Annotated in this window: 22 protein-coding genes and 1 pseudogene; 10 read left to right on the top strand and 13 right to left on the bottom strand. The window is 67.5% G+C overall.

The features are described from left to right. Positions 1 to 7 precede the first annotated feature (7 nt). Together O4H32_RS08020 and O4H32_RS08015 are read right to left on the bottom strand one after the other, a co-directional pair. Positions 8 to 925: a polyprenyl synthetase family protein gene (locus O4H32_RS08020; RefSeq protein WP_269358065.1), complete on the bottom strand. Its 918-nt coding sequence runs from the start codon at positions 923 to 925 to the stop codon at positions 8 to 10. After that, positions 922 to 1,200: an exodeoxyribonuclease VII small subunit gene (locus O4H32_RS08015; RefSeq protein WP_269358064.1), complete on the bottom strand. Its 279-nt coding sequence runs from the start codon at positions 1,198 to 1,200 to the stop codon at positions 922 to 924. The genes O4H32_RS08020 and O4H32_RS08015 overlap by 4 nt, the downstream gene beginning before the upstream one ends. Before the next feature lie 295 nt (positions 1,201 to 1,495). Here O4H32_RS08015 and O4H32_RS08010 point away from each other — a divergent pair, with 295 nt between their 5' ends. Then, the gene (locus tag O4H32_RS08010; RefSeq protein ID WP_269358063.1) at positions 1,496 to 2,626 is read left to right on the top strand and encodes an aromatic ring-hydroxylating oxygenase subunit alpha; all 1,131 of its coding nucleotides are present in this window, start codon (positions 1,496 to 1,498) and stop codon (positions 2,624 to 2,626) included. 1 nt (position 2,627) lies between these two features. Here O4H32_RS08010 and O4H32_RS08005 read toward each other — a convergent pair whose 3' ends face one another. Together O4H32_RS08005 and O4H32_RS08000 are read right to left on the bottom strand one after the other, a co-directional pair. After that, the gene (locus O4H32_RS08005) at positions 2,628 to 3,491 is read right to left on the bottom strand and encodes a sulfurtransferase (RefSeq protein ID WP_269358062.1); all 864 of its coding nucleotides are present in this window, start codon (positions 3,489 to 3,491) and stop codon (positions 2,628 to 2,630) included. Then, positions 3,488 to 4,408, bottom strand: coding sequence for a DMT family transporter (locus O4H32_RS08000; protein WP_269358061.1), 921 nt, complete (start codon positions 4,406 to 4,408; stop codon positions 3,488 to 3,490). Before O4H32_RS08000 ends, O4H32_RS08005 begins: the two co-directional genes overlap by 4 nt. An 88-nt stretch (positions 4,409 to 4,496) precedes the next feature. Here O4H32_RS08000 and htpX point away from each other — a divergent pair, with 88 nt between their 5' ends. Both htpX and O4H32_RS07990 read left to right on the top strand, forming a co-directional pair. Beyond that, positions 4,497 to 5,372 carry a protease HtpX gene (htpX, locus tag O4H32_RS07995; RefSeq protein WP_269358060.1) on the top strand — a complete coding sequence of 292 codons (876 nt, stop codon included), beginning with the start codon at positions 4,497 to 4,499 and terminating at the stop codon, positions 5,370 to 5,372. Positions 5,373 to 5,388: 16 nt separating this feature from the next. Next, a complete protein-coding gene (locus O4H32_RS07990) occupies positions 5,389 to 7,044 on the top strand; it encodes a Na/Pi cotransporter family protein (RefSeq protein ID WP_269358059.1) in 1,656 nt (551 codons plus the stop codon). Between the two features lie 10 nt (positions 7,045 to 7,054). Here O4H32_RS07990 and polA read toward each other — a convergent pair whose 3' ends face one another. Further along, complete coding sequence (polA, locus tag O4H32_RS07985; RefSeq protein WP_269358058.1) at positions 7,055 to 9,775, bottom strand: DNA polymerase I; 2,721 nt, start codon at positions 9,773 to 9,775, stop codon at positions 7,055 to 7,057. Here polA and O4H32_RS07980 point away from each other — a divergent pair. The 5 genes from O4H32_RS07980 to O4H32_RS07960 all read left to right on the top strand — a co-directional run bounded on the left by O4H32_RS07980 (position 9,774) and on the right by O4H32_RS07960 (position 13,684). Continuing rightward, positions 9,774 to 10,445 (top strand): LOG family protein, encoded by a 672-nt coding sequence (locus tag O4H32_RS07980; protein WP_269358057.1) that lies wholly within the window; start codon positions 9,774 to 9,776, stop codon positions 10,443 to 10,445. The genes polA and O4H32_RS07980 overlap by 2 nt on opposite strands. A gap of 148 nt (positions 10,446 to 10,593) precedes the next feature. Further along, the gene (locus O4H32_RS07975; protein WP_269358056.1) at positions 10,594 to 11,382 is read left to right on the top strand and encodes a transporter substrate-binding domain-containing protein; all 789 of its coding nucleotides are present in this window, start codon (positions 10,594 to 10,596) and stop codon (positions 11,380 to 11,382) included. Positions 11,383 to 11,498: 116 nt separating this feature from the next. Then, positions 11,499 to 12,188, top strand: coding sequence for an ABC transporter permease (locus O4H32_RS07970; protein WP_269358055.1), 690 nt, complete (start codon positions 11,499 to 11,501; stop codon positions 12,186 to 12,188). Further along, positions 12,185 to 12,895 (top strand): histidine ABC transporter permease HisM, encoded by a 711-nt coding sequence (hisM, locus tag O4H32_RS07965; RefSeq protein ID WP_269358054.1) that lies wholly within the window; start codon positions 12,185 to 12,187, stop codon positions 12,893 to 12,895. Before O4H32_RS07970 ends, hisM begins: the two co-directional genes overlap by 4 nt. 21 nt (positions 12,896 to 12,916) lie before the next feature. Further along, positions 12,917 to 13,684: an ABC transporter ATP-binding protein gene (locus O4H32_RS07960; RefSeq protein WP_269358053.1), complete on the top strand. Its 768-nt coding sequence runs from the start codon at positions 12,917 to 12,919 to the stop codon at positions 13,682 to 13,684. A 4-nt stretch (positions 13,685 to 13,688) separates the two neighbouring features. On the opposite strand, the gene O4H32_RS07955 is transcribed toward O4H32_RS07960, so the two are convergent. Together O4H32_RS07955 and O4H32_RS07950 are read right to left on the bottom strand one after the other, a co-directional pair. Then, positions 13,689 to 14,150 carry a GNAT family N-acetyltransferase gene (locus O4H32_RS07955; protein WP_269358177.1) on the bottom strand — a complete coding sequence of 154 codons (462 nt, stop codon included), beginning with the start codon at positions 14,148 to 14,150 and terminating at the stop codon, positions 13,689 to 13,691. Continuing rightward, positions 14,124 to 14,756: pseudogene (locus O4H32_RS07950) on the bottom strand (YqiA/YcfP family alpha/beta fold hydrolase); the annotation flags it as partial. The pseudogene O4H32_RS07950 and the gene O4H32_RS07955, both read right to left, overlap by 27 nt. Positions 14,757 to 14,867: 111 nt before the next feature. Here O4H32_RS07950 and O4H32_RS07945 point away from each other — a divergent pair. Together O4H32_RS07945 and O4H32_RS07940 are read left to right on the top strand one after the other, a co-directional pair. Further along, positions 14,868 to 15,542 (top strand): helix-turn-helix domain-containing protein, encoded by a 675-nt coding sequence (locus O4H32_RS07945; RefSeq protein WP_269358052.1) that lies wholly within the window; start codon positions 14,868 to 14,870, stop codon positions 15,540 to 15,542. A gap of 100 nt (positions 15,543 to 15,642) precedes the next feature. After that, positions 15,643 to 16,554 (top strand): DMT family transporter, encoded by a 912-nt coding sequence (locus tag O4H32_RS07940; protein ID WP_269358051.1) that lies wholly within the window; start codon positions 15,643 to 15,645, stop codon positions 16,552 to 16,554. Between the two features lie 134 nt (positions 16,555 to 16,688). On the opposite strand, the gene typA is transcribed toward O4H32_RS07940, so the two are convergent. Genes typA through rimP form a run of 6 tightly spaced genes read right to left on the bottom strand, consistent with a single transcriptional unit; the run spans position 16,689 to position 24,628 of the window. Then, entirely contained in the window at positions 16,689 to 18,509 is a 1,821-nt protein-coding gene (typA, locus tag O4H32_RS07935; RefSeq protein ID WP_269358050.1) for a translational GTPase TypA, read from the bottom strand. Beyond that, positions 18,506 to 19,264, bottom strand: coding sequence for a tRNA pseudouridine(55) synthase TruB (truB, locus tag O4H32_RS07930; RefSeq protein ID WP_269358049.1), 759 nt, complete (start codon positions 19,262 to 19,264; stop codon positions 18,506 to 18,508). Before truB ends, typA begins: the two co-directional genes overlap by 4 nt. Before the next feature lie 35 nt (positions 19,265 to 19,299). After that, complete coding sequence (gene rbfA / locus O4H32_RS07925) at positions 19,300 to 19,710, bottom strand: 30S ribosome-binding factor RbfA (RefSeq protein ID WP_269358048.1); 411 nt, start codon at positions 19,708 to 19,710, stop codon at positions 19,300 to 19,302. Between the two features lie 16 nt (positions 19,711 to 19,726). Further along, entirely contained in the window at positions 19,727 to 22,621 is a 2,895-nt protein-coding gene (gene infB / locus O4H32_RS07920) for a translation initiation factor IF-2 (protein WP_269358047.1), read from the bottom strand. 55 nt (positions 22,622 to 22,676) lie between these two features. Beyond that, positions 22,677 to 24,161, bottom strand: a complete 1,485-nt coding sequence (gene nusA / locus O4H32_RS07915) for a transcription termination factor NusA (RefSeq protein WP_269358046.1) — start codon at positions 24,159 to 24,161, stop codon at positions 22,677 to 22,679. Then, complete coding sequence (rimP, locus tag O4H32_RS07910; RefSeq protein ID WP_269358045.1) at positions 24,158 to 24,628, bottom strand: ribosome maturation factor RimP; 471 nt, start codon at positions 24,626 to 24,628, stop codon at positions 24,158 to 24,160. Before rimP ends, nusA begins: the two co-directional genes overlap by 4 nt. Positions 24,629 to 24,771: the final 143 nt, after the last annotated feature.

The raw sequence follows: 24,771 nt of genomic DNA, 5'->3' as shown, positions 1-24,771 counted from the left end.
GTCCCCGCTAATGGGACCGGCCGATGATGTAGTCGGCCAGTTCGCGCAGGCGGCAGGCCGACGGCCCGAGCGGCAGCAGCGCAGCGCAAGCCTGTTCGCGCAGGCTGGCCAGCAGTTCGCGCGAACCTTCCAGCCCCATGATGGACACGTAGGTCGGCTTGCCCTGGGCGGCATCCTTGCCGGCGGTCTTGCCCAGCGTGGCCGAATCGGCGGTCACGTCCAGGATGTCATCCACCACCTGGAAGGCCAGGCCCATGGCCGAGGCGTACGATTCCAGGCCGGCCCGCGCCGTGCTGCTGGCACCGGCCACCACCCCGCCCAGAAGCACGCTGGCCTCAAGCAGGGCACCGGTCTTCATGCGGTGCATGTGCTGCAGGGCCTCGACGCGCAGCGTCCGGCCAACACTGGCGCAATCGATGGCCTGGCCGCCGACCATGCCGTCGCTGCCCGCCGCGCGGGCCAACAACTGGACCGCCTGGACCGTCAGGGCCGGCGCAATGGGCATCTGCGCCAGGCAATCGAAGGCCAAGGGCTGCAGCGCATCCCCCGCCAGCATGGCCAGGGCCTCGTCGTCGAACCGGCGATGCACGGTGGGCCTGCCCCGCCGCAGATCGTCGTCATCCATGCAGGGCAGATCGTCGTGAATCAACGAATAGGCATGAATCAGTTCCACGGCGGCGGCGGCGGCGTCAAGCGCCAGATCCTGGGAGGCGGCCGTTCCGTTCGGCGCGCGGCTGGCCTCGCCGGCCGCATAGACCAACGCGGCCCGCACCCGCTTGCCCGGCCCGAGAACGGCATAACGCATGGCTTCGTGCAGCCGCGCGGGATCGTCCTCGACGGGCGGCAGCAGATCGTCGAGCACCGCCGAGACATGATCCACCCGATCGTGCAGCCAAGCGTCGAAATTACCCGCCGCAGCACTCATGACGCGTCCCGCGTCGAGGCGTCGTCGAAAGGCTGGAGCAACTGGCCCTGAAGCACCTGGACCTGCTGCTCGACAGCCTCCAGCCGCTGCTGGCACACCTGGGCCAGCGCCACGCCGCGCTGATACAAGGCAATGGATTCGTCCAGGCCCAGGCTGCCGTCGTTCATGCGGCCGGCCAGGTCCTCGAGTTCGGCCAGTGCCGTCTCGAAGTCCTGGGGCAATGAATCGGCCGACCGGGGCGCGCGATCCGGCGGCGGGGTTTGTTCGTTGACCATGGGATTTCATCTGTGCATTCCAGACTGGATTGTACGGGAACCCCGCCAGACCATGAAACAGGCACGGCCCATCCCGGCCCCAGGGTGGGGTACAATTTCGTCCCCTGCCCCGAACCGGGCTTCACGCCGTGTCGGGGCCATGCGGTCCGGTCGCGCCATGCGGCCGACCGGCTCGGGCGTTTTTCTTCGCGCCGATCCGGCCGCCGTCCTTTCCCCGCCCCGCCCGCCTGGACTGCCGGCGCCGGGACGCGGGGACGCGGCAACCCGGACGGTTCCATTCTTGCGGGGGGAACCAATGACCAACCCTTACATCCCTTCCGGCGCGGATCTGGCCAGCCAGCTTCCGGTCCATCATTATTTCGACCCGTCCATCCTGGCACGGGAACGCAGCCACATATTCGAACGCAGCGCGCGCTACGTGGGGCACGGGAAAATGGTGCCGAACCCCGGCGACTGGCGCACACTGGCCCACGAGGGCGGCGGCCGTGTCCTGCTGCGCGACCGGACCGACGTACGCCTGCTGTCCAATGTCTGCCGCCACCGCCAGGCCCTGATGCTGGGCAGCCAGAACGGCCGCGACGCCGATTGTGCGGCCGGCAACCTGTGCAGCACGGGCGGACGCATCCTGTGCCCCATCCATCAATGGAGCTACGACGCCCGGGGCGGCCTGCTGAACGCCCCGTTGTTCCCCGAGAAACCGGACCTGCGGCTGCGGGAATTCCCGCTGCGCGACTGCCACGGCCTGCTGTTCGAGGGCGCACGCGATCCGCTCGGCGACATCGGCGGCCTGTTCGAACGGCCGGAATTCGATTTTTCGGACTATGTGCTGGACCACGTGGAAGTCCATCCCTGCCATTACAACTGGAAGACCTTCATCGAGGTCTACCTGGAGGACTACCACGTCGGTCCCTTCCACCCGGGACTGGGGCGCTTCGTCACCTGCGACGACCTGGAATGGGAATTCGGCGACTTCCACAGCATGCAGCGCGTCGGCATCCACCAGGCCCTGGGCCAGCCGGGCACCGAGGTCTATCGCCAATGGCACGACCGCCTGCTGCAGTACCGATCGGGCTCGGCGCCCGATTTCGGCGCGGTCTGGGTGACGTATTTCCCCACCCACATGATCGAGCTCTATCCGCACGTCCTGGTGCTGTCCACGCTGCATCCCGTCGCCCCCCAGGAAACCGTCAACGTGATCGAGTTCTACTACCCCGAGGAGATCGTCGCCTTCGAGCGCGAGTTCATCGAGGCCCAGCGCGCGGCCTATCTGGAGACCGCGATCGAGGACGACGAGATCGGCGAGCGCATGGACGCGGGACGCCGCGCCCTGATGGAGCGCGGCGAAAACGAATGCGGCCCCTATCAGAGCCCTCTGGAGGACGGCATGGCGCACTTCCATGCCTGGTACCGCCGCATGATGGCCTGAATCAGTCGCGCGCCACCGGCCTGGAGGAATCGGCGCACCATTCGCTCCAGGAACCCGGGTACAGGGCGGAGCCGCGCAGACCGGCCAGTTCCATGGCGAACAGGTTGTGGCAGGCGGTGATGCCCGAGCCGCACTGGTGGACAATGCCGCGGTCCAGCCGGTCTCCAAGCAGGAACTCGAATTCCGCCCGCAATTCGCTGGCCGGCTTGAAACGCCCGTCCGACCCGAGGTTTTGGGCGAACGGCCGGTTCAGGGCGCCCGGGATGTGCCCCCCCACCGGATCGATGGGTTCGACCGTGCCGCTGAAACGTTCCGGCGCGCGCGCATCCAGCACCGTGAAGCGCGGCTCGTCCAGGTTGGCCAGGACGGCGCGGGCGTCAACCACGGGCATGGACGGTTTGCCCGAAGGCGCGAGCCCCTGGATCGCCTGGGCTTCGTTGAGTGCGGGCGCGCGCGCGCCAGTCTCGACCGCCCCGCCTGTCGCCTGCCAGGTGGTCCACCCCCCGTCCAGAACCGCGACGGATTCGTGCCCCAGCCAGCGCAGCATCCACCACAGATGGGCCGCGAACATGGCGTTGCCGGCGTCGTAGACCACCACGTCGGAGCGGGCCGTCAGGCCCTGCGCCCGCATCAGGGCGGCGAAATCGGCGCGGTCCGGCAGGGGATGGCGGCCGTTGCGTCCGGTCTTGAGCGCGCACAGCTGAGTTTCATGGTCCAGGTACAGCGCCCCGGGCACATGGCCCGATTCGTAGGCCCGCCGGCCCGCCTGATGGTCCGCCAGATCGTGGCGCACGTCGAAAACCAGGCAGCCCGGACGGGCCAGGCGGTCGCGCAAGGCCTCGGGCTGAATCAGCAAAGCGGTCATGACGGGGTTACCTCCTTTGTGGAAAAGCCTGGGCCCGCTGGCGGCGCCGCGCGGCCGTCGCCCCGCAGCGCGCGGGCCTCGGTGTAAGTGCGCCAGACCGACAGCAGACCGGATCCGATGATCAAGGCCATGCCGGCCCAGGCCAGAGGCGCAGGCCGGTCGCCCCAGAACAGGACGCCGATCAGGGCGGCAAAGATGATGGTCACGTACTGCAGCGCGGCCGTCAACAGGGTAGATCCCAGGCCGAAAGCCCGGGTCATGGCCAATTGGCCGACCAATCCCGCCAGGCCCAGCCCGACCAGGGCCAGCAAAGCCAGGGGATCGCTCGTGCGCCAGCCCTGAAACGCGATGCCGCCCAGGCCGCTCGCGCAGACGCCCAGCGAAAACAGCAGCACCGTGCGCCATTCAGGCTCGCCGACCTGGCCCAGCTGGCGGACCTGCATCATGGCGATCGCCGCCAGCCCGCCCGCTCCCAGCCCCATCAGGGCCGCGAGCCACTGATCGTGCTGGATGCTGGGGCGCAGCACGCCCAGCACCCCCAGGAAGCCCGCCAGCACGGCCAGCACGCGCACCGGATCGCGCTGGGCGCCGCCGAAGCACAGCATCCAGCCCGCGATGAACAGCGGCGCCGTGTAGTTCAGGCTGACGGCCGTGGGCAGTGTCAGATGGGACAATGCGAAGAAACCCAGCCACATAGACATGATGCCGCTGAGATTGCGCCAGATGTGCAGGCGCCAACTGGACGGGCGGATCGTGCGACGCGTGGAGCGCGCCCAGAAATACAGCAGCAGGACGGAAGGAATGCCCCGGAACAGGACGATTTCCGGCAGAGTGGCGCCAAAGTCGGCGGCGACCTTCACGAAGGCCCCCATCATGGCGAACATGGCGCAGGCCAGCAACATCCACAAAGACTGCATGCGTCACCAAAGACAGTGATACCAACCGGAAGCCGATACTATACACTTTGGACATCATTGTTCCCTTCCTGCGGAGCTTCGCCCCCACATGAAAAGAATCATCCTGTTCCTCGTCACCAACATGGCGGTCATGCTGGTGCTGAGCATCACCATGAACATCCTGGGCGTCGGCCGCTACCTGACGGCCAACGGCATCGATCCGGCCGCGCTGCTGGTGTTTTCGGCGGTGCTGGGTTTCACCGGCTCATTCATCTCATTGCTGATGAGCAAATGGATGGCCAAGTCCAGCACCGGCGCCCGGGTGATCGATCCCCAACGACCGCGCGACCAGCGCGAGGCCTGGCTGGTCGCCACCGTGCACCAGTTGGCCGACCGGGCCGGCATCGGCCACCCGGAAGTCGCCATCTACGAAGGTGCGCCCAACGCCTTCGCCACGGGGGCTTTCCGCAACGATGCCCTGGTGGCGGTGTCCACCGGCCTGCTCTCGTCCATGACCGAAGAAGAAGTCGCCGCCGTGCTGGGCCATGAAGTCTCCCACGTCGCCAACGGCGACATGGTGACCCTCACCCTGATCCAGGGCGTCGTCAACACCTTCGTCATTTTCCTGTCGCGCATCGTCGGCTACTTCATCGATCGCGCCGTGCTCAAGAACGAGCGCGATGTCGGCATCGGTTACTACGCCAGCGTGTTTGTATGCGAAATCCTCTTCGGGGTGCTCGCCTCCATCATCGTCGCCTGGTTCTCACGCCAGCGGGAGTTCCGCGCCGACGCGGGCTCGGCCCGGCTGATGGGCGCGCGCGAGCCCATGATCCGGGCGCTCGCCCGCCTGGGCGGGGTCGAAGCCGGCGAACTGCCCAAGTCCTTCGCCGCCTCCGGCATCGCGGGCGGCGCGCTCGGCGCGCTGTTCGCCTCGCATCCGCCCATCGAACGACGCATCGAGGCCCTGCGCCGGCAGACGGCCTGAGCCGGGCGGGCCGGATGTGCGCGAATTCCAGGTCCTGATCGCCTTCGGCGGCTTCGTCGCCCTGCTGCTGTGGGGTGTGCACATGGTCCAGACCGGCGTACAACGGGCCTTCGGCAAAACGCTGGGCCTGTGGATGGGTCGCGCCATGGGATCGCCCTCGCGCGCCTTCGGCACCGGACTGATGATCACCGCCGCCATCCAGAGCAGCACGGCCACCGGGCTGATGATCACCGGCTTCGCTCTGGACGGGCTGGTGCCGCTGGTTCCGGGCCTGGCGGCCATGCTGGGCGCCAACGTCGGCACCACCCTGATCGTCCAGGCGCTGTCCTTCGACCCGACGGCTCTGGCGCCCGGCCTCGTGCTCGTCGGTGTGTGGATGTTCCGCCACTACGAGCCGGGCCGGGCCCGTGACCTGGGCCGGGCCCTGATCGGCCTGGGCCTGCTTCTTCTGGCCCTGCACGAACTGGTGACCCTGTTCGAGCCGCTGCGGGACGCGCCCCTGCTGGGCGGCGCCCTGCTTGCGCTCGCCGGCGCGCCGGTGATCGCCCTGGCGGCCAGCGCGGCGCTGACCTGGGCCTCGCATTCCAGCGTCGCCGTGGTCGTGCTGATCATGTCGCTCGCCCATCACGGCCTGGTCACGCCTGAACTGGCCTATGCACTGGTGCTGGGCGCCAACCTGGGCACCGCCATCAATCCGGTTCTGGAAAGCGGCGGCGACGGCAATCCCGCATCCCGCCGCGTGCCCATGGGCAATCTGGGCACACGCGTCGCCGGCTGCCTGCTGGGCCTGGCCCTGCTGCCCTGGGCGGGGACCCTCATGGCCGGACTGGGCGATGCCGCCCATGGTGTGGCGAATTTTCACCTGCTGTTCAACCTGACGGTGGCCGCCTGCTTCATGCCCGCGCTGCGGCCTTACGCGCGGCTGCTGCAGCGGCTGCTTCCACCGCGCGTCGACCCGCACGACCCCGCCCGCCCCCAGTACCTGGACGAGTCCGCCCGCGAAGTCCCGGCCGTCGCCCTGGGCCAGGCCGCCCGCGAAGCGCTGAGACTGACGGACCTGCTGCGCGAATCGCTGCGGCTGACCGGAGAAGCCCTGCTGCGCGAAGACCCCCGGGCCAACGGCCAGGCCCGTTACCTGAACAGCGCCATCAGCCAGCTGGACCGGTCGGTGACCGCCTATCTGGCGACCCAGGACCAGGAAGGCCTGAGCGCCGACGACGTGCAATACCTGAAGTCCATCCTGACCTTTTCCATGAACATCGCCCACGCCGCCGACGTGTCCGGCATGGGCCTGCTGGGCCACGCCAGCCGGCTGCACAAGAAGCACTGGACGCTGGACCCCGAGCAGCAGGCCGAACTGGCCGAAGTCCTGGAACGGCTGCAGCGCAACCTGCGCCAGGCCGCCGCCCTGTTCGTCTCGGGCGATCGGGTGGCCGCCCGCGCCCTGGCCTTCGAGAAAGAGCACTTCCGCGCCCTCGAGGCGCGGGCGGCCGAGCGTCACCTGGACCACATCAAGACCGGCCGCATCGACGTCGCCGACGTCGGCGCCTTCTACCTGGAGATCCTGCGCGACGCGAGCGGGGTGAATGCCTGCCTGGTCAACGCGGCGGCCTACCCCATCCTGGACCGCCACGGCGAACTGCGCCCCAACCGGCTGCGCGACTCGGAGTGACGGATCGCGGTCAGTGCGCGGCGCCCCAGTCCGGACCGACGCCGACCTCGGCGACCAACGGCACCGCCAGTTCCGCCACGCCCGCCATCAGCGCCGGCACGCGTTCGCGCAAGACCTCGACCTCGTCCTCGGCCGCGTCGAACACCAGTTCGTCATGCACCTGCATCACCATCAGACTGCGCAGACCCTCGGCGTCCAGCCAGTCCTGGACCGCCACCATGGCCATCTTGATGAGGTCGGCCGCCGTACCCTGCATGGGCGCGTTGATGGCGGCGCGTTCGGCTGCGGCGGCGCGCGGCCCCTTGGCGCCGGCCAGTTCGGGGAAATACAGGCGGCGTCCGAAGACGGTTTCCACGTAGCCCTGTTCACGGGCCTGACGGCGCACGCGGTCCATGTAGTCGGCCACGCCCGGATAGCGCATGAAATAGCGGTCGATGTAGGACTTGGCGGCCGCCCGCGTGATGCCCAGGTTGCTCGCCAGGCCGAATTCGCCCATGCCGTAGATCAGCCCGAAATTGATCGCCTTGGCCGCCCGGCGATGTTCCGCGTCGACCTGGTCCGGCGGCAGGCCGAAGACCTCGGCCGCCGTGGCGCGGTGGATGTCCAGTCCCTGGGCGAAAGCCCGACGCAGATTCTCGTCGCCCGACACGTGGGCCATCACGCGCAGTTCGATCTGCGAGTAGTCGGCCGACACGATCTTGCCCAGGCTGGACACGAAGGCCGATCGCACGCGGCGGCCCTCGGCCGTGCGCACGGGGATGTTCTGCAGATTCGGGTCGGACGAGGCCAGCCGCCCCGTCACCACGGCCGCCTGGGCGTAGCGCGTGTGCACCCGGCCGGTGCGCGGATCGATCATGCGCGGCAGCTTGTCGGTATAGGTGGATTTGAGCTTGGCGATGCCGCGATAGTCGAGCAGCAGGCGCGGCAGGGGATAGTCCTGCGCCAGTCGGGTCAGGACCTCCTCATCGGTGGACGGCGCGCCGCTCGCTGTCTTGCGCAGCACGGGCAGCTGCATGCGCTGGAACAGGATCTCGCCCAACTGCTTGGGCGAATTCAGATTGAAGGGCTGGCCCGCCAGGGCATGGGCCTGGGCTTCCAGGTCGATCATCTGCCGACCCAGTTCATGGCTTTGCGCCGCCAGCACCTTGGCGTCGATGGCCACGCCGTTGCGCTCGATGCGCGTCAGCACGTCGGAAGCGCGGATCTCGAGCGCGTAGATCCGGTCCAGCCCGGCCTCGGCCCGGACCTTCGGGTACAGCACCTGGTGCAGGCGCAGCGTGAAATCGGCGTCCTCGGCGGCGTAATGCGCGGCCTGATCCAGCGCGACCTCGTCGAAACCTATCTGGCGCGCGCCCTTGCCACACAGAGCCTCGTAGGTCGTGCCCGTCAGCCCCAGCCACTGGCTGCACAGATCCTGCAGATTCACGCGCCGGTGGGACTGCAGCACATAGGCCTGCAACATGGTGTCGTGCCGCACCCCGCGCAGTTCGACGCCCTCGTTGGCGAACACGTGGGCGTCGTACTTGGCATGGTGCAGCAGCTTGGACGCGGCCGGGTCCTCCAGCCAGGGACGCAGGCGTTCAAGCACCAGCGCGCGGTCCAGCTGGTCGGGCGTGCCCGGCGCGCGATGGCCCACCGGCACATAGGCGGCGCGGCCGGGCTCGATGGCGAACGACACCCCCACCAGGCGGGCCACCATGGGGTCCAGGCTGGTGGTTTCCGTATCCAGGGCCGCCAGAGGCGCGGCCCGAAGCCGCGCCACCCAATCATCCAGTGCCGCCTCGTCGAGGATGGTTTCGTACCGCACGCCGTCCGGCGCGGCAGGCGCCTCGCGGGGGGCTCGGGCGTCCTGTTCCGGAATGCGATCCGGCTCGCCGGTTTCCTCGCGCAGCCAGGTCCGGAAGCCATAGGCTTCGTACAGCGCGACCAACGCGTCATGATCCGGCGTCCGCAGGTCCAGCTCGGCCGGCTCCCACTGCGCCTGCAGTTCGCAATCGAGCCGGACAGTCAGCAAGTCCCGCGTCATGGGAAAGCGGGGCGCCGCCGCGCGCAGGTTTTCCCCCGCCACGCCGCGGATTTCGTCGGCCCGGGCGACCAGCGTGTCGATATCGCCGTATTCGTTCAGCCACTTGGCGGCGGTCTTCGGGCCGACCTTGGCCACGCCCGGCACATTGTCCACCGCATCGCCGGTCAGCATCAGATAATCGACGATGCGCTCGGGCGGCACGCCGAACTTGCGAATCACGCCCTCGCGGTCCTGGCGCTCGCCCGACATGGTGTTGATCAGTTCCACACGATCGTCGACCAGTTGGGCCAGATCCTTGTCGCCTGTCGAAATGATGGTATAAAAGCCGCTTTCGCCCGCCCGGCGCGACAGGGTGCCGATGATGTCGTCGGCTTCCACGCCCGGCGCCACGATCACGGTCCAGCCCAGTGCGGCGGCGGCTTGATGGATCGGCTCGATCTGTGCCCGCAGGTCTTCCGGCATCGATGGCCGGTGGGCCTTGTAGTCGGGGTAGATCGTTTCCCGGAACGAGCCGCCGGGCGCATCGAACACGCAGGCGCCATGGGTGGCCACGTCCTTGTAATCCAGCAACAGCCTCCGTAACATGGAGATGACGCCATACAGGGCTCCGGTGGGTTCGCCGCGCGCATTGCGCAGATCGGGCATCGCATGATAGGCGCGGTACAGGTAGCTGGACCCATCCACGAGCAACAAGGTTTTTTTCATGACGGACAATAAGACAAAACGCGTTTCGGCCGAACAACAGATCCCCACGATTATTGCAGAGATGCGCGCGGCGGCTCAGGCCTTCCAGAAAATCGGCCTGGGAGTCAGCCTCTTCGGCAGTGCCCGGATTCCCCCCGGCCACCCTTTCTACACCCAGGGCATGGAACTGGGCGCGCGCATCGCCCAGCTCGGCCTGCCGGTGATCGCCGGCGGCGGCCCCGGCCTGATGGAAGCCGCCAACCGCGGCGCCTTCGAGGCCGGCGGGCGCAGCGTCGGCCTGAACATCCGCCTGCCGCGCGAAAAGACCGACAATTCCTACCAGACCGACAGCCTGCAATTCGAATACTTCAACTCGCGCAAGGCCTCGTTCTTCATGCACAGCCTGGCTTATGTGGTGCTGCCCGGCGGCTTCGGCACGCTGGACGAACTGTTCGAGGCCATCACGCTGGTTCAGACGATGAAACAGCCGCCCGCCCCAATCATCCTCGTGGGCAAGGCCTTCTGGTCCGGCCTGGTGGAATGGGTCCGCGACCAGTTGCTGACCCACGGCATGATCGGTCCCTTCGACCTCGACCTGCTGCTGGTCACCGACGACATCGATGAAGTCGTCCGCCTCATCCAGGAAGCCGCCCAGATCGAGCAGCAACGCGAGCCCGCGCTGCCGACCTGAGCCCGCGGATGCCCGCCGCGCGCCAGCACCCGCGGGGGTTCTTGTAGGGGTAATGCTTGATGCGCCCCGGCAAGAACCTGGGTTAACATCACGCCTTGTCACCGTCGGCCGGCGCTACCCGCCGCCCGGCCCCCCAGGAGAACACACGATGAAAACCACCCTGCTTGGCGCCGCGCTGCTGATCGCGGCCGGCCTGATCCCCGCCGTCGGCAACGCCGCCGACGCCAAGGAACTCAAGATCGCCACCGAAGCCGGCTACCCGCCGTTCGAATACCGCAATCCCAACGGCCAGCTCGAGGGCTTCGACATCGACATCGGCAACGAGCTCTGCAAGCGGCTGAACCGCACCTGCGTGTGGATCGACCAATCGTTCGACAGCCTGATCCCCGGCCTGCAGGCACGCAAGTTCGACCTGGCCAATTCCACCATGACCGCCACCGAGGCGCGCAAGAAGGTCATCGACTTCTCCACGCCCATGTACATCGTGCCGGTCAAGCTGATGGTCAAGAAAGGCAGCGGCCTGGAACCCACCGCCGAATCCCTGAAGGGCAAGCGCGTCGGCGTCCAGCAGGGCACCACGATGGAAACCTACGCCCGCAAGCACTGGGCGCCCAAAGGCGTCGAGGTCGTCGCCTATCCCAGCTACACGAACGCCTACGTGGACGTCACGGCCGGCCGCCTGGACGCCACCTTCCAGGAAGCCCAGAGCGCAGTCGACGGTTTCCTGAACAAGCCCGAGGGCGCCGGCTACGAGCTCGCCGCCATGACGCTGGACGATCCGATCCTGAACGAACCCATCGCCATGGGCATCCGCAAGGGCAACGCGCTCAAGGCCGACGTGGACAAGGTGCTCAAGGCCATGCTGGCCGACGGCACCCTCCAGGGCTACGCGAAGAAATACTTCGCCGAGGGCCTGATCCAGTTCCCCGCCCAGTGATCCCGCGCCCGCCGCGCGATGTCGCCTGACCGCGCGGCCGGCCCATCCCAATCCGGGCGGGGCCGTTCCGGCGCGCGAGCCGGGACGTCCCGCCCTTCCGTCCTTCCCCGATTTCCATGTTTCTAGACGGCTACGGCCCCCTGCTGCTGGCGGGGACCTGGGTCACCATCAAGCTGGCGTTGCTGTCCCTGGCCGTGGCCGTGGGGCTGGGGCTGCTGGGTGCCTGGGCCAAGCTCTCTTCCTCCTGGGGGGCGCGCCTGGCCGCCACGGCCTACACCACCCTCATCCGCGGCGTGCCGGACCTGGTGCTGATGCTGCTGATCTTCTTCAGCATGCAGATCTACCTGAACAACCTGACCGATCTGGTCGGACTGGACCCGATCGACATCGATCCCTTCGGGGCCGGGGTGCTGACGCTGGGCTTCATCTACGGCGCCTATTTCGCCGAGACCTTCCGGGGCGCCTTCATGGCCGTGCCGTACGGCCAAATGGAAGCCGCCACGGCCTACGGCATGCGCGAGTTCCAGATCTTCCGCCGCGTCCTGTTCCCGCAGATGATGCGCCATGCCCTGCCCGGCATCGGCAACAACTGGCAGGTTCTGCTGAAATCCACCGCCCTGGTGTCGCTGATCGGCCTGTCCGACCTGGTCAAGGTCGCCCAGGACGCCGGCAACGTCACCTTCCGGGTGTTCCTGTTCATCAGCCTGACCGGCCTGATCTACCTGGCCCTCACCACCCTGTCCAACGGCATCCTGTACTGGCTGGACCGGCGCTACAGCGTGGGCGTGCGCAAGGCGCAGCTATGATCGACGTACTCGACCAATTCTGGCGCGCCTACCTGTACGCCAGCAACGGCAGCGCCTCCGGGATGGCCGTCACCCTGTGGCTGCTGGTCCTGTCGGTGTCGATGGGCTTCTTCATCTCCATCGGTCTGGCCGTGGCCCGGGTGTCCTCGCGCCGCTGGCTGTCGATCCCGCTGTGGGCGTTCAGCTACGTCTTCCGGGGCACCCCGCTGTACGTACAGATCCTGTTCATTTACGCCGGCATCTACAGCCTGGATTTCATCAAGGGCACGCCGCCCCTGGCGGCGTTCTTCCAGAGCGGCTTCAACTGCCTGGTGCTGGCCCTGACGCTGAACACCGTGGCCTACACGACCGAGATTTTCGCCGGCGCCATCCGCGCCACCAGCGCGGGCGAAATCGAAGCCGCGCGCGCCTACGGCATGACGCGCTTCGCCATGTACCGCCGGGTGATCCTGCCCTCGGCCCTGCGCCGCGCGCTGCCGGCATACAGCAACGAGGTCATCCTGATGCTGCATGCCACGTCCCTGGCTTTCACCGCCACCGTGCCCGACATCCTGAAAGTCGCCCGCGACGCCAATTCGGCCACCTACCAGACCTTCGCTTCCTACGGGCTCGCCGCCCTGCTCTACCTGTGCCTGTCGTTCGCGCTGATCGGGCTGTTCCGCCGGTTCGAGCGCCGCACGCTGGCCTACCTGGGCACCCACCGCTAGAGCCCGTCCATACTCATCGCCATGTCCAAACTCGACGTCATCAACATCCACAAGCGCTACGGCGACAACGAGGTCCTCAAGGGCGTCTCGCTCACGGCCAACGCCGGCGACGTGATCTGCATCCTGGGCTCCAGCGGCTCGGGCAAATCGACCTTCCTGCGCTGCATCAATTTCCTGGAGAAACCCAATCAGGGCTCGGTGTCGCTGAACGGCGAACTGCTGAAGATCGTGCACGACAAGCACGGCGAACCCCATGCCGCCGACCTGGATCAGCTGCGTCGCCTGCGTTCCAAGCTGGCGATGGTGTTTCAGCATTTCAATCTGTGGGCGCACATGAACGTGCTGGGCAACGTGATCGAAGCCCCGATCCAGGTGCTCAAGCTGAGCCGGGCCGAGGCCGTCGAGCGCGCCCGTCACTATCTGGCCAAGGTCGGCCTGGACCCCAAGGTCGAGACCCAGTATCCCTCGTCCCTGTCGGGCGGCCAGCAGCAGCGCGTGGCGATCGCCCGCGCCCTGGCCATGGAGCCCGAAGTCATGCTGTTCGACGAACCCACGTCCGCCCTGGACCCTGAACTGGTGGGCGAAGTGCTGAAGGTCATGCAGAAGCTCGCTGAAGAAGGCCGGACCATGCTGGTCGTCACCCACGAAATGGGGTTCGCGCGCAACCTGGCGTCCCAGGTCATGTTCCTGCACCAGGGCGTGGCCGAGGAAGTCGGCCCGCCGGCCGATCTGTTCGACAACCCGCAAAGCCCCCGGCTGCGGCAGTTCCTGTCGGGCAACCTGAAGTAAGGCTTTAAAACCGCAACCGCATCACCCGATGCGGGATCCCCGCGTCCATGAAGGTTTCGCCCTCTTCCACGAAGCCGTGACGGGCGTAGAAAGGCCGGGCTTGCAGTTGTGCGTCCAGCACGACCTCAGCGTCGCCCCGGCGGCGCGCCGCATCCATCAGCGCGGTCAACAGGAGCGAGCCGACGCCCTGGCCGCGCCAGGGTTTGCGCACGGCCATGCGGCCGATGTGGCCGTCGGGCAGCAGCCGGCCGGTGCCCATGGCCCGGCCGTCGGCGTCATAGGCGATGGCGTGCAGGCACTGCGCGTCGCGGGCATCCAGTTCTTCTTCCAGCGGCACCTTCTGTTCCTCGACGAAGACTTCAAGGCGGATGCGGCCGGCCTCGGCGCCCAGATCGGTCCAGCCGCCGGTGACGACGCGACGGCCTGGCGCGTCTTGTTCGGGGCCGTCCAGGGCGAACTCCAGCACGTCAGGCAGCCAGTCGGCGAAATCCGAAATGCCGTGATCGCCGCCTTCGATGATGCGCTGGCGACTGCCCGCGAAGCGATCCCGCATTTCCCGCCAGTCCAGGACCTCGTCGCCGGTGGCGGCCAGCAGGAAATAGCGTTCGGGTCGCGTCAGGACCGGGATGTCGGCCTCGGCGTGCGCCAGTTCGTCCACATAGCCTGGCAGGAATTCGAAGGGTTCGTCTCCATGGAAAGTACGATGCGAACCGACCTGGGTCGCCAGATCGCGCGCCGCATGGACGACAGGGTTGAGCAGCACGGCGCGGCAGCCCAGGCGTTCGGCCAGCCAAGTGGCATAGAAACCGCCCAGGGATGAGCCAACGATGGTCAGGCGGGCCGCCGCATCGGCGCCCCCCGGCATCACGCCGCCCTGACGCTCGCCGGCGGTATCAATGCCCAGGCGGTCCCGCGCCCATTCCAGCGCCAGGTCCAGCGCCGCCGCCGGGCTGGCGGGCAATTGCGGACAATGCCAGTCGGCCGCCAAGCCGCGTTCGGCCATGGCCCCGGCCATCAGGCGGGCCTTGAGGGAATCGGGCGAGGATCGGAATCCGTGCAGATAGAGCATCATGGCGGGGCGCAACGTGGCATTCCGGGCGCCCGGCGGCGCGCAACGGAGCCAGTCCTTCATTTTAAGCAGTAAGATCCTTCGATTACCCTCTCCGCATTGCCGCCCGATCCCATGCCGCTCCTCGAACCGGTCAGCACGCTGCGCACCTACGACGGCCAGGCCCACGTACACGCCCATGACCACGCGCAGATCATGGCGCCGCTGACCGGGCGCATGGAGCTGGAGATCGATGGACATGCCGCGTTCACGGATCCATCCTGCGGCCTGTTGATCCCGGCGGGCGCCCGGCACGCCTATTGCGCGCGCCCCGGCACCCGCATCCTGGTGATCGACGCGCCCGGATCGGCCGGCCTCGACCGGTTACGGCGCTTCGCCCTGTCGCCCGCCTGCCGCGTCCTGGGCGCCCAGGGGGATGCCGGACAACAACTGGCCTTGCTGCTGGGTCTGCCCACGGCACTCTCCTCGCGCCGGGGTCTGGATCTGACGCGCCTGGATACCGCGCTGTCCTGCGCGCTGCACGAGCCCTGGCCGACGGCCCGCATGGCCCGACTGTTCAGCCTGAGTCCTCAGCGCTTCCACGCCCGTCTGCTGGAGCTGACCGGCCGCACGCCGGGCGACCATTTGCGCGCCCTGCGGCTGGACTCCGCCAGCCGCATGCTGGCACGAGGCGCGACACTGGAATTCGCCGCCGTCCGGGTCGGCTACGGGTCCGGCAGCGCCCTGGCCTACGCGCTGCGACGCGACCGGGGCATCGGGGCCCGCGCGCTGCGCCGGAGCGACGCCTGATTCCCCTGCGCGGGCCCCGCTCGGCGACCCGGCCGGACGTGCCGTCCACCGCGAGCGTTTCTCGACAAAAGCCCGGCGGCCATGGTGCCATCATGTCGGCATGAGCACGATTCCGAATCCTTCCTCGGCCGCCGTCATCCGGCCCCTGCGCGGCATCCTGCTGGTGTTGTGCGCCGGCATGCTGTGGGGCACCACGGGCACGGCCCAAAGCTTTTCCGACGGCGCCCTGTCGCCCTACTGGGTGGGCGCCCTGCGCCTGGGGGTGGCGGCTCTCTTCTTCCTGGTCTGCGCCGGTTCGATCAACGGACTGCCCCATCTGGCCCGCCAGCTTGCGGGCCTGGACTGGCGCCGCGCCGCCTGGGCCGGCGCCTGCATGGCGGGCTACAACCTGACGTTCTTCGCCGGCGTAAAGGCCACGGGCGTGGCCGTCGGCACGGCGCTGGCCATCGGCAGCGGCCCCATCTGGGCCGGCCTGCTGCAACTGGCCGGCGGCGCGCGCCCCGGCCCGGGCTGGTGGGCGGGCACATTGCTGGCGGTGGGCGGTGGCGTGCTGCTCGTCTTCGGACGTGGCGGCGACATCCAGGCCGATCCGCCGGGCATCGCCCTGTGCCTGGCCTCGGGCCTGACCTATGCGCTCTACGCCCTGCTGAACAAGAAACTGGTGCGGCACTCGACACCCGCCGTCGCCACGCTGGGCGTATTCCTGGTGGGCGCCCTGCTGGCCCTGCCGGCCGCCGGATTCTGGGCCGGGCCGCCGCAGATCACGGTCTCGGGCTGGCTGGTGGTCGGCTTCCTGGGCATCGCCTCGACGGGAATCGCCTACCTGCTCTTCAGTACGGGCCTGCGCGACATCAGCGCGGCCACCGGCGTGTCGCTGGCCCTGATGGAGCCCGTCACCGCCTTCCTGCTGGCACTGGCGGTGGTGGGCGAACGGCCAGGCGCTCCCGCCTATGCCGGCCTGGCCGCGCTGCTGGCCGGGCTGGCCCTCGTGATCCGGGCGGAAACCCGGTAAACCCGGCCTCCGACCTCGCCGTTTGCAAGCGGCCCGGATTCGACAGGCACGGAATAGTCCGCAGGGACTTTTCCGTGCCCAGTCTCATCCCCGCGCATAGGGCGGGGTCTTCACCAGTCTGAACGATGATGGAATCAGGCCGATTCGCGCAGGCTGCGGCGGCGCTCGTGCTCTTGCAGATGGCGCTTGCGCAGGCGGATCGACTTGGGCGTGACCTCGACCAGTTCGTCGTCGGCGATGAATTCGACGGCGTATTCCAGGTTCAGCGCGATGGGCGGCACCAGGTCGATATGCTCGTCCTTGCCGGAGGCGCGCACATTCGTCAGCTTCTTTTCCTTGATCGGGTTGACCACCAGGTCGTTGTCGCGCGAATGGATGCCGATGATCATGCCTTCATAGACCGGATCCTGGGGCGACACGAACATGCGGCCGCGCTCCTGGAGCTTCCACAGGGCGTAGGCCACGGCGGTGCCGTCGTCCTGGCTGATCAGCACGCCGTTGCGACGCTCGCCCACCCCGCCCTCGCGCACCGGCGCGTAGTCGTCGAAAATGTGGCTCATCAGGCCGGTGCCGCGCGTCAGGGTCAGGAATTCGCTCTGGAAGCCGATCAGGCCGCGCGCCGGGATACGATATTCCAGACGGGTGCGGCCGCGTCCGTCGGGTTGCATGTCCTGCAGGTCGCCCTTGCGCCGGCCCAGTTCTTCCATCACGCCGCCCTGGTGCGTGTCTTCCACGTCCACGGTGAGCAGTTCGTAGGGTTCGCATTTCACGCCGTCGATGTCCTTGAACATCACGCGCGGCCGCGACACCGCCAGTTCGTAGCCTTCGCGGCGCATGTTTTCCAGCAGGATGGTCAGGTGCAGTTCGCCCCGGCCGCAGACCTCGAACACGGTATCGTCATCGGTATCGTTCACACGCAGGGCGACGTTGGACTTCAGTTCGCGGTCCAGGCGGTCGCGCAGCTGGCGACTGGTGACGAACTTGCCTTCGCGGCCGGCCAGGGGCGAGGTGTTGACCATGAAGTTCATGGTCAGGGTGGGTTCGTCGATGCGCAGCATCGGCAGCGCCTCGGGCACGGCGGGATCCATCAGGGTGCAGCCGATGCCGATGTCCTCGATGCCGTTGATCAGTACGATGTCGCCGGCCTCGGCCTCGTTCACCAGTTCGCGTTCCAGGCCCTTGAACTTCAGCACCTGGTTGACGCGGCCCTTGAACGGCTCGCCATCGGGACCGAATTTCACCACCACGTCCTGGGCGGTGCGCAGACGGCCGCGGTTGATGCGACCCACGCCGATCTTGCCCACGTAGCTGCTGTAGTCCAGCGAGATGATCTGCAGTTGCAAAGGGCCGTCGGCGTCGTCGTCGCGCTGCGGCACATACTGCAGGATGGCCTCGAAGAGCGGCCGCATGTCGCCGGAGCGCACGTCATCGGTCAGCCCGGCATAGCCCGACAGGCCCGAGGCGTAGATCACCGGAAAGTCCAGTTGCTCCTCGGTCGCGCCCAGCTTGTCGAACAGGTCGAAAGTGGCGTTGACCACGTAGTCGGGGCGCGCGCCCGGGCGGTCGACCTTGTTGACCACCACGATGGGTTTCAGGCCCAGCGCCAGCGCCTTGCGCGTGACGAAGCGGGTCTGCGGCATCGGACCTTCGACGGCGTCCACCAGCAGCAGCACGCCGTCCACCATGGACAACACGCGCTCGACTTCGCCGCCAAAGTCGGCGTGGCCCGGGGTGTCGATGATGTTGATGTGCGTGCCTTCGTATTCGACGGCACAGTTCTTGGCCAGGATCGTGATGCCGCGCTCGCGCTCGATGTCGCCCGAGTCCATGACCCGCTCGGACACCTGCTGGTTGTCGCGGAAGGTGCCGGACTGCCGCAGCAGTTGGTCGACAAGCGTGGTCTTGCCATGGTCCACGTGGGCGATGATGGCCACGTTGCGCAAAGCTCGTTTCATAGAGTGTTTTCCTCGGTGGAAACGCTTGCCGGACGCAGACCGTCCGGCAAGGCGTGTAAAGGGATCAGCGCCGTCACCGGCGCTTCCATGGCCTGCAGGGCTTCCAGCCCCACGGCCTGTTCGATCGAAAACGGCCCGACCGCGGTACGCCGCAGGGCCGACAGGTGCGCCAGGCAACCCAGCCGACGGCCGATGTCCTGGGCCAGGGTGCGCACGTAGGTGCCCTTGCTGCAATGCACCCGCACCCGGGCGCTGCGGCCCTCGCAGGCCAGCAGCTCCAGCGCGTGGATCACGATCCGGCGCGGCGGACGCTCCAGCTCGATTCCCTGGCGTGCGTATTCATACAGGGGCTTGCCGTCACGCTTGAGCGCCGACACCATGGGCGGGATCTGCTCGATCTCGCCCCTGAATCCGGCCAGCACGGCTTCCAGCGCCTCGGGGGCCACGCCGGAAAAATCCTCCGGCGCGCGCGCCGTGACATGCCCCGTCAGATCGCCGCTGTCGGTCTCCTCGCCGAAGGCCAGGGTCGCCTCATAGACCTTGTCGGCCTCCAGCATGGCGGCGGAGATCTTCGTCGCCCGGCCGAGGCAGCAGACCAGCAGGCCCGTGGCGAATGGGTCCAACGTGCCGGTGTGGCCCGCCTTGCGGGCGTCCACCGTGCGTTTGGCGCGTTGCAGCGCATGGTTGCTCGACAGGCCCTCCGGTTTGTCCAGCAACAGGACTCCGTCGAGCATCTGCCCGCGTCGGGAAGCCATCGTTCAATCCGTCCAGATGAGTGACGACCGCCCCCTCAGGGCTGGCCGTCCGGGTCTTCGAGTTCGGGGATATCCGAAGCGCCCGCCTGGGGACGGTTGGCCCGATCGATCAGTTGAGTCAGTTCGATGCCGCGAGCCAGCTGCGCGTCGTGGACGAAACGCAGGGTGGGCACAGTATGGATATGCAGCATGCGGAATAGCTGCGAATGCAACCAGCCCGCCTTGTCGTTCAGGGCCTGGGCGGCGACATCGGGTTCGGCGCCCAGCACGGAGAAGTAGACCTTGGCATGGGCATAGTCGGCCGACAGATCGACGCCGGTGAGCGTGATCAGGCCGGCGCGCGCGACGTCGAGCTCGCGCTGCACCAGGGTCGCCAGATCCTTCTGGATCTGGTCGGCCAGGCGCGTGTTGCGGCCGGGATTCGGTTTGGATTTATGACGACCCATGATGCATGCCGCGCGCTCAGAGCGTGCGGGCGACTTCCTTGATTTCGAAGGCTTCGAGTTGATCGCCGATCTGGATGTCGTTGTTGCCCTTGAGCGTGATCCCGCAATCGAAGCCGGATTTGACTTCCTTGACGTCGTCCTTGAAACGCCGCAGCGAATCCAGGGAGCCGGTCCAGTGCACCACGTTGTTGCGCAGCAGGCGGACCTGGGAATCGCGGCGGATCAGGCCCTCGAGGACCATGCAGCCGGCGATGTTGCCGACCTTGGACACGGTGAAGATCTCGCGGATCTCGACCAGGCCGGTGATTTCCTCGCGTTTTTCCGGCGCCAGCATCCCCGACATGGCATTGCGCACCTCGTCGATCGCGTCGTAGATGATGTTGTAGTAGCGCAGGTCGACGTCGTTGCCCTCGGCCAGTTTCTTGGCCTGAGCGTCGGCCCGCACGTTGAAGCCGATCACCACGGCGCCCGAGGCGATCGCCAGGTTGACATCGCTTTCGGAGATGCCGCCCACGGCCGCGTGCACGACCTGCACCCGGACTTCGTCGGTGGACAATTTGAGCAGCGACTGCACCAGGGCTTCCTGGGAACCCTGGACGTCGGTCTTGACGATCAGCGGCAGCGTACGCACGCCCTCGCCCAGGTTGTCGAACATGGATTCCAGTTTGGCCGCCTGCTGGCGGGCGAGCTTGACGTCGCGGAACTTGCCCTGGCGGAACAGGGCGATCTCGCGCGCCTTGCGCTCGTCGTTCAAGACAAGGACCTCGTCGCCGGCTGCCGGAACCTCGGCCAGACCCTGGATCTCGACCGGGGTCGAGGGGCCCGCCTCGGCGGTGGGCTTGCCGGTGTCGTTCAACATGGCGCGCACCCGGCCATAGGCGACACCCGCCAGCACGGCGTCACCGCGGTGCAGGGTGCCGCTCTGGACCAGGATGGTGGCCACGGGGCCGCGGCCCTTGTCCAGCCGGGCCTCGATGACGATGCCCTTGGCCGGCGCGTCGACGGGCGCCTTGAGTTCCAGGATCTCGGCCTGCAGGAGCACGTTCTCCAGCAGATCGTCGATGCCCTGGCCGGTCTTGGCCGACACGGGGATGAAGGGCACGTCGCCGCCGTATTCTTCCGGCACGACTTCCTCGGCCACGAGTTCCTGCTTGACCCGGTCGGGATTGGCCTCCGGCTTGTCGATCTTGTTGATCGCCACCACCAGGGGCACGTTGGCCGCGCGGGCGTGGTGGATGGCTTCCTTGGTCTGGGGCATGACGCCGTCGTCGGCCGCCACCACCAGGATGACGATGTCGGTGGCCTGGGCGCCGCGGGCGCGCATGGCCGTGAAGGCCTCGTGACCCGGGGTATCCAGGAAGGCCACCACGCCACGATCGGTCTTGACGCTGTAGGCGCCGATATGCTGGGTGATGCCGCCGGCTTCGCCCGTGGCGACCTTGGTGCGGCGGATGTAGTCCAGCAGGGAGGTCTTGCCATGATCGACGTGGCCCATCACCGTGACGACCGGGGCGCGCGGCAAGGCTTCGGCCTCGTCGGCCGTCTCGGTGTCGGCCAGGAAGGCTTCGGGGTCATCCAGCTTGGCGGCGATGGCGGTATGGCCGAGTTCCTCGACCACGATCATGGCCGTTTCCTGATCCAGGATCTGGTTGATGGTGACCATCTGGCCCAGCTTCATCAGGTGCTTGATGACCTCGGCCGCTTTCACGGACATCTTGTGGGCCAGGTCGGCGACGGAAATCGTTTCCGGCACGTGAATTTCACGCGCGATGAATTCCGCCTGCATCGGTTCCTGGTGGTCGGCCTGGCGTCGGCCCTTGCCGCGCGAGGCCTTGCCGCCCCGACCACCGGCCTTGCCGCCCGCGCGCCAGGCGTCGCGCCCGGCGCCGGGCGACAGGGTTTCGGCCTTGGAAGGCTTCTTGCGGCCGTCGTTGGACCAGCTCGAAGACACGTCGGCCGCCTTGATGACCTTCTTGCCCTCGGATTCCTTCTTGACGGTCGCCTTGGTGCCGGCGGGCTTGTGCAGCGTGCCGGTGGTGGGCGTTTCCTCGGGTTCGGGCGCGCGCAGCACCTTGCGCGGCTGGCGCATCATTTCACGCAAAGCGGCGGCTTCGGCCTCTGCGGCACGGCGGGCGCGCTCGCGATCGGCATCGGCCGGCGCGCGACGGGCCTTGCCCGGTGTGGCCTGAGGCGCGGACACAGGCGCGGAGGAGGCGGGCGCGGGTTCGGCGCGCGGCGCGGGTTCGGCGGCCTGAACCGGCTCGGACGCGGCAGGCGCTTCGGCCACGGGTTCGGCGACAGGGGTTTCGCTCACGGTGTCCTGAAGGGTACTGGTTTCGGCCGGTGCGTTGGCCTCGGCGGATTCTTGCTGCGCTGGGGTCTCGTCCACAGGGGCCTCGACCGCCTGAACCGGGGGCGCGACAGGCGCCGTCTCGGGGGCGGCGGCGTCAGCACGCACGGCCTCGGCGGGACGGGACTCGACGGCCGCCTCGGCCGTGGCCACCGGCGCCTGAGCGGGTTCGGGCTGGGGCTGGGGCGCGGTCGGCTCCGCGGCGGCCGGAGCAGCCTCGGCGGCCTGGGCGGCCTCGGCGCGGGCGGCCTCGATCAGCTCGGAACGGTCGCGCTTGACCAGCACGCGTTTCTTGCGGACTTCGACCTGGATCGTGCGCGAGCGGCCGGAACTGTCGGCCTGGTGGATTTCCGACGTCTTGCGGCGCGTCAGCACGACCTTCTTGCCCATGTCGGAGCCGTGCGAACGCCGCAGGGATTCGAGCAAGGCGCTCTTGTCTGCTTCGGTCACGTCGGCGTTCACCGAATCCAGCTCGACGCCGGCCGAGCGGAAATGATCCAGCAGGACGTTGGCGGGCATGTTCAGTTCTTCGGCGAATTGGGCGACGGTGTTACTCGGCATTCGACTCTCTCTTTGACTACGTTGAAGGGCGGTGCGGTTCGATGCGACGAAGCGGTCAGGCTTCGTCGTCCTCGAACCAGTGGGCCCGCGCCTGCATGATCATGTCGCTGGCGACGTCCTCGGGCAACCCGGTCAGTTCGGCGAGTTCGTCGGCGGCCAGCTCGGCCAGATCGTCCAGCGTGGTGATGCCTTTTTCGGCCAGTTTCGCCACCAGGGCCGGGTCCATTCCCTGGATTTCCAGCAGATCGCGAGCGGTCTGCACGCGTTCTTCCTGGGCGATGGCTTCGGTCAGCAAGGCATTGCGCGCACGGGTGCGCAATTCATTGACGGTATCCTCATCGAAGGCCTCGATGTCCAGCAGTTCCTGCATGGGCACGTAGGCGATTTCCTCGAGACCCGTGAAACCCTCGTCGATCAGGATGTCGGCGACCTCCTCGTCCACATCCAGCTTCGTGATGAAAGTGTGGCGCAACGCGGCGCGCTCGGCATCCTGACGGCTCTGGCTTTCCTCGGGCGTCATGATGTTGATTTGCCAGCCGGTCAGTTCGGACGCCAGGCGGACGTTCTGCCCGCGCGCGCCGATGGCCTTGGGCAGGTTTTCCTCGTCGACCACCACGTCCATGGCGTGCTTGTCCTCGTCCACGAGGATGGACTCGACGTGCGCCGGCGCCAGGGCGCCGATCACGAATTCCGCCGGATCATCGGCCCACAGGACGATGTCCACCTGCTCGCCGCCCAGTTCGTTGCGCACTGCCGTGACACGCGAGCCGCGCATCCCGACGCAGGTACCGATCGGATCAATTCGCTTATCGTACGCCACCACGGCGATCTTGGCACGCACACCCGGGTCGCGGGCCGCCGCCTTGATTTCGAGCAGACCCTGTTCGATCTCGGGCACTTCGTTCTCGAACAGCTCGCGAATGAAATCAGGCGAAGTGCGCGACAGGATGACCTGCTGGCCGCGCGCGGCGTGGTCGACCTTGAGGACGTAGGCGCGCACGCGGTCGCCGGCGCGGATGTTTTCCTTGGGAATCATCTCGGTGCGCGGCAGACGGGCCTCGACCTTGCCGATCTCGATGATCGCGTCGCCCTTGTCCAGACGTTTGACCGTGCCGGACACGATGGTCTCGCCCCGGTCCAGGAAATCGTTGAGCACCTGTTCGCGTTCGGCGTCGCGGATCCTCTGGAGGATCGCCTGCTTGGCGGCCTGCGCGCCGATGCGACCGAACTCGATGGGTTCGAGGGGTTCTTCGATGTATTCACCGATCTCGATGCCCGGCACGATGTCCTGGGCGTCGGTATAGAGTTCCTGGGCGTCGGGTTCCTGCAGGCCGGCCTCGTCGGGCACGACCAGCCAGCGACGGAAGCCCTCGTGCTCGCCGGTCTGGCGGTCGATGGCCACGCGGATGTCCACTTCTTCCTTGAACCGCTTTTTCATGGCCGAAGCCAGCGCGTTTTCGAGAGCGCCGAACACGACATCGCGCTCGACGTTTTTTTCACGCGCCAGGGCGTCGACCAACAGCAGAATTTCGCGACTCATCGCTTCTTACCCTTGAAATCGAGGACGGGGTCCAACCGGGCCCGGTCCACATCGTCAAAAGAAAACGGCAGCGTCCGTGACTCGCCGGCCTGGTCTTCCCAGTCCAGGCTGAACACGGGCGGTTCATCCCCGCTGACCTGCAGGATGCCGGTGAAGGTCTTGCGGGATTCGACCGGTTCGTGCAGGCGCAGTTCGATGCGTTCACCGGCAAAGCGGACGAAGTCCGCCGGACGGCGCAGGGGCCGATCGACGCCGGGGGAGCTGACCTCCAGGCGCTTGTAGTCGATGTTTTCGACTTCGAACACATGCGACAATTGGCGGGAAACCTGCTCGCAGTCCTCGATGCGCACCCCTTCGGGACGATCGATCACTACACGCAAAAGCCCCAGGGGCGCGCGTTCCACATCGACCAACTCCACATCGAAACCCAGCAGGGCCTGCTGGGCGACCGTCAAGATATCCGCCATAAAATCCAAAAAAAAGGGGCTGTCCCGCAGCCCTTTGTTCGCCCCGGGATACCCGAAGCCTGTTCAGGAACCGCCGACGCCCAGCCTGTCCCGGCACGGGCACGCCGGATCGGCATGCGCGGCGCCGGAGCCCGCATGCAGAT

Origin of the sequence: Castellaniella denitrificans, from assembly GCF_027214045.1 — a bacterium.
Classification (GTDB): domain Bacteria; phylum Pseudomonadota; class Gammaproteobacteria; order Burkholderiales; family Burkholderiaceae_B; genus Castellaniella; species Castellaniella denitrificans_A.
This window is presented reverse-complemented; position numbering and strand designations above follow the sequence as displayed.

What these genes read in the sequence shown, in the direction of transcription:
- O4H32_RS07970 (WP_269358055.1), top strand. Translation starts at nt 11,499, where the DNA reads ATGTTTCTAGACGGCTACGGCCCCCTGCTGCTGGCGGGGACCTGGGTC.
- O4H32_RS07980 (WP_269358057.1), top strand. Translation starts at nt 9,774, where the DNA reads ATGACGGACAATAAGACAAAACGCGTTTCGGCCGAACAACAGATCCCC.
- truB (WP_269358049.1), bottom strand. Translation starts at nt 19,264, where the DNA reads ATGGCTTCCCGACGCGGGCAGATGCTCGACGGAGTCCTGTTGCTGGAC.
- nusA (WP_269358046.1), bottom strand. Translation starts at nt 24,161, where the DNA reads ATGAGTCGCGAAATTCTGCTGTTGGTCGACGCCCTGGCGCGTGAAAAA.
- O4H32_RS07975 (WP_269358056.1), top strand. Translation starts at nt 10,594, where the DNA reads ATGAAAACCACCCTGCTTGGCGCCGCGCTGCTGATCGCGGCCGGCCTG.
- O4H32_RS08015 (WP_269358064.1), bottom strand. Translation starts at nt 1,200, where the DNA reads ATGGTCAACGAACAAACCCCGCCGCCGGATCGCGCGCCCCGGTCGGCC.
- O4H32_RS08020 (WP_269358065.1), bottom strand. Translation starts at nt 925, where the DNA reads ATGAGTGCTGCGGCGGGTAATTTCGACGCTTGGCTGCACGATCGGGTG.
- infB (WP_269358047.1), bottom strand. Translation starts at nt 22,621, where the DNA reads ATGCCGAGTAACACCGTCGCCCAATTCGCCGAAGAACTGAACATGCCC.
- O4H32_RS07960 (WP_269358053.1), top strand. Translation starts at nt 12,917, where the DNA reads ATGTCCAAACTCGACGTCATCAACATCCACAAGCGCTACGGCGACAAC.
- O4H32_RS08010 (WP_269358063.1), top strand. Translation starts at nt 1,496, where the DNA reads ATGACCAACCCTTACATCCCTTCCGGCGCGGATCTGGCCAGCCAGCTT.
- rimP (WP_269358045.1), bottom strand. Translation starts at nt 24,628, where the DNA reads ATGGCGGATATCTTGACGGTCGCCCAGCAGGCCCTGCTGGGTTTCGAT.
- O4H32_RS07945 (WP_269358052.1), top strand. Translation starts at nt 14,868, where the DNA reads ATGCCGCTCCTCGAACCGGTCAGCACGCTGCGCACCTACGACGGCCAG.
- O4H32_RS07940 (WP_269358051.1), top strand. Translation starts at nt 15,643, where the DNA reads ATGAGCACGATTCCGAATCCTTCCTCGGCCGCCGTCATCCGGCCCCTG.
- hisM (WP_269358054.1), top strand. Translation starts at nt 12,185, where the DNA reads ATGATCGACGTACTCGACCAATTCTGGCGCGCCTACCTGTACGCCAGC.
- rbfA (WP_269358048.1), bottom strand. Translation starts at nt 19,710, where the DNA reads ATGGGTCGTCATAAATCCAAACCGAATCCCGGCCGCAACACGCGCCTG.
- polA (WP_269358058.1), bottom strand. Translation starts at nt 9,775, where the DNA reads ATGAAAAAAACCTTGTTGCTCGTGGATGGGTCCAGCTACCTGTACCGC.
- O4H32_RS08005 (WP_269358062.1), bottom strand. Translation starts at nt 3,491, where the DNA reads ATGACCGCTTTGCTGATTCAGCCCGAGGCCTTGCGCGACCGCCTGGCC.
- htpX (WP_269358060.1), top strand. Translation starts at nt 4,497, where the DNA reads ATGAAAAGAATCATCCTGTTCCTCGTCACCAACATGGCGGTCATGCTG.
- O4H32_RS08000 (WP_269358061.1), bottom strand. Translation starts at nt 4,408, where the DNA reads ATGCAGTCTTTGTGGATGTTGCTGGCCTGCGCCATGTTCGCCATGATG.
- typA (WP_269358050.1), bottom strand. Translation starts at nt 18,509, where the DNA reads ATGAAACGAGCTTTGCGCAACGTGGCCATCATCGCCCACGTGGACCAT.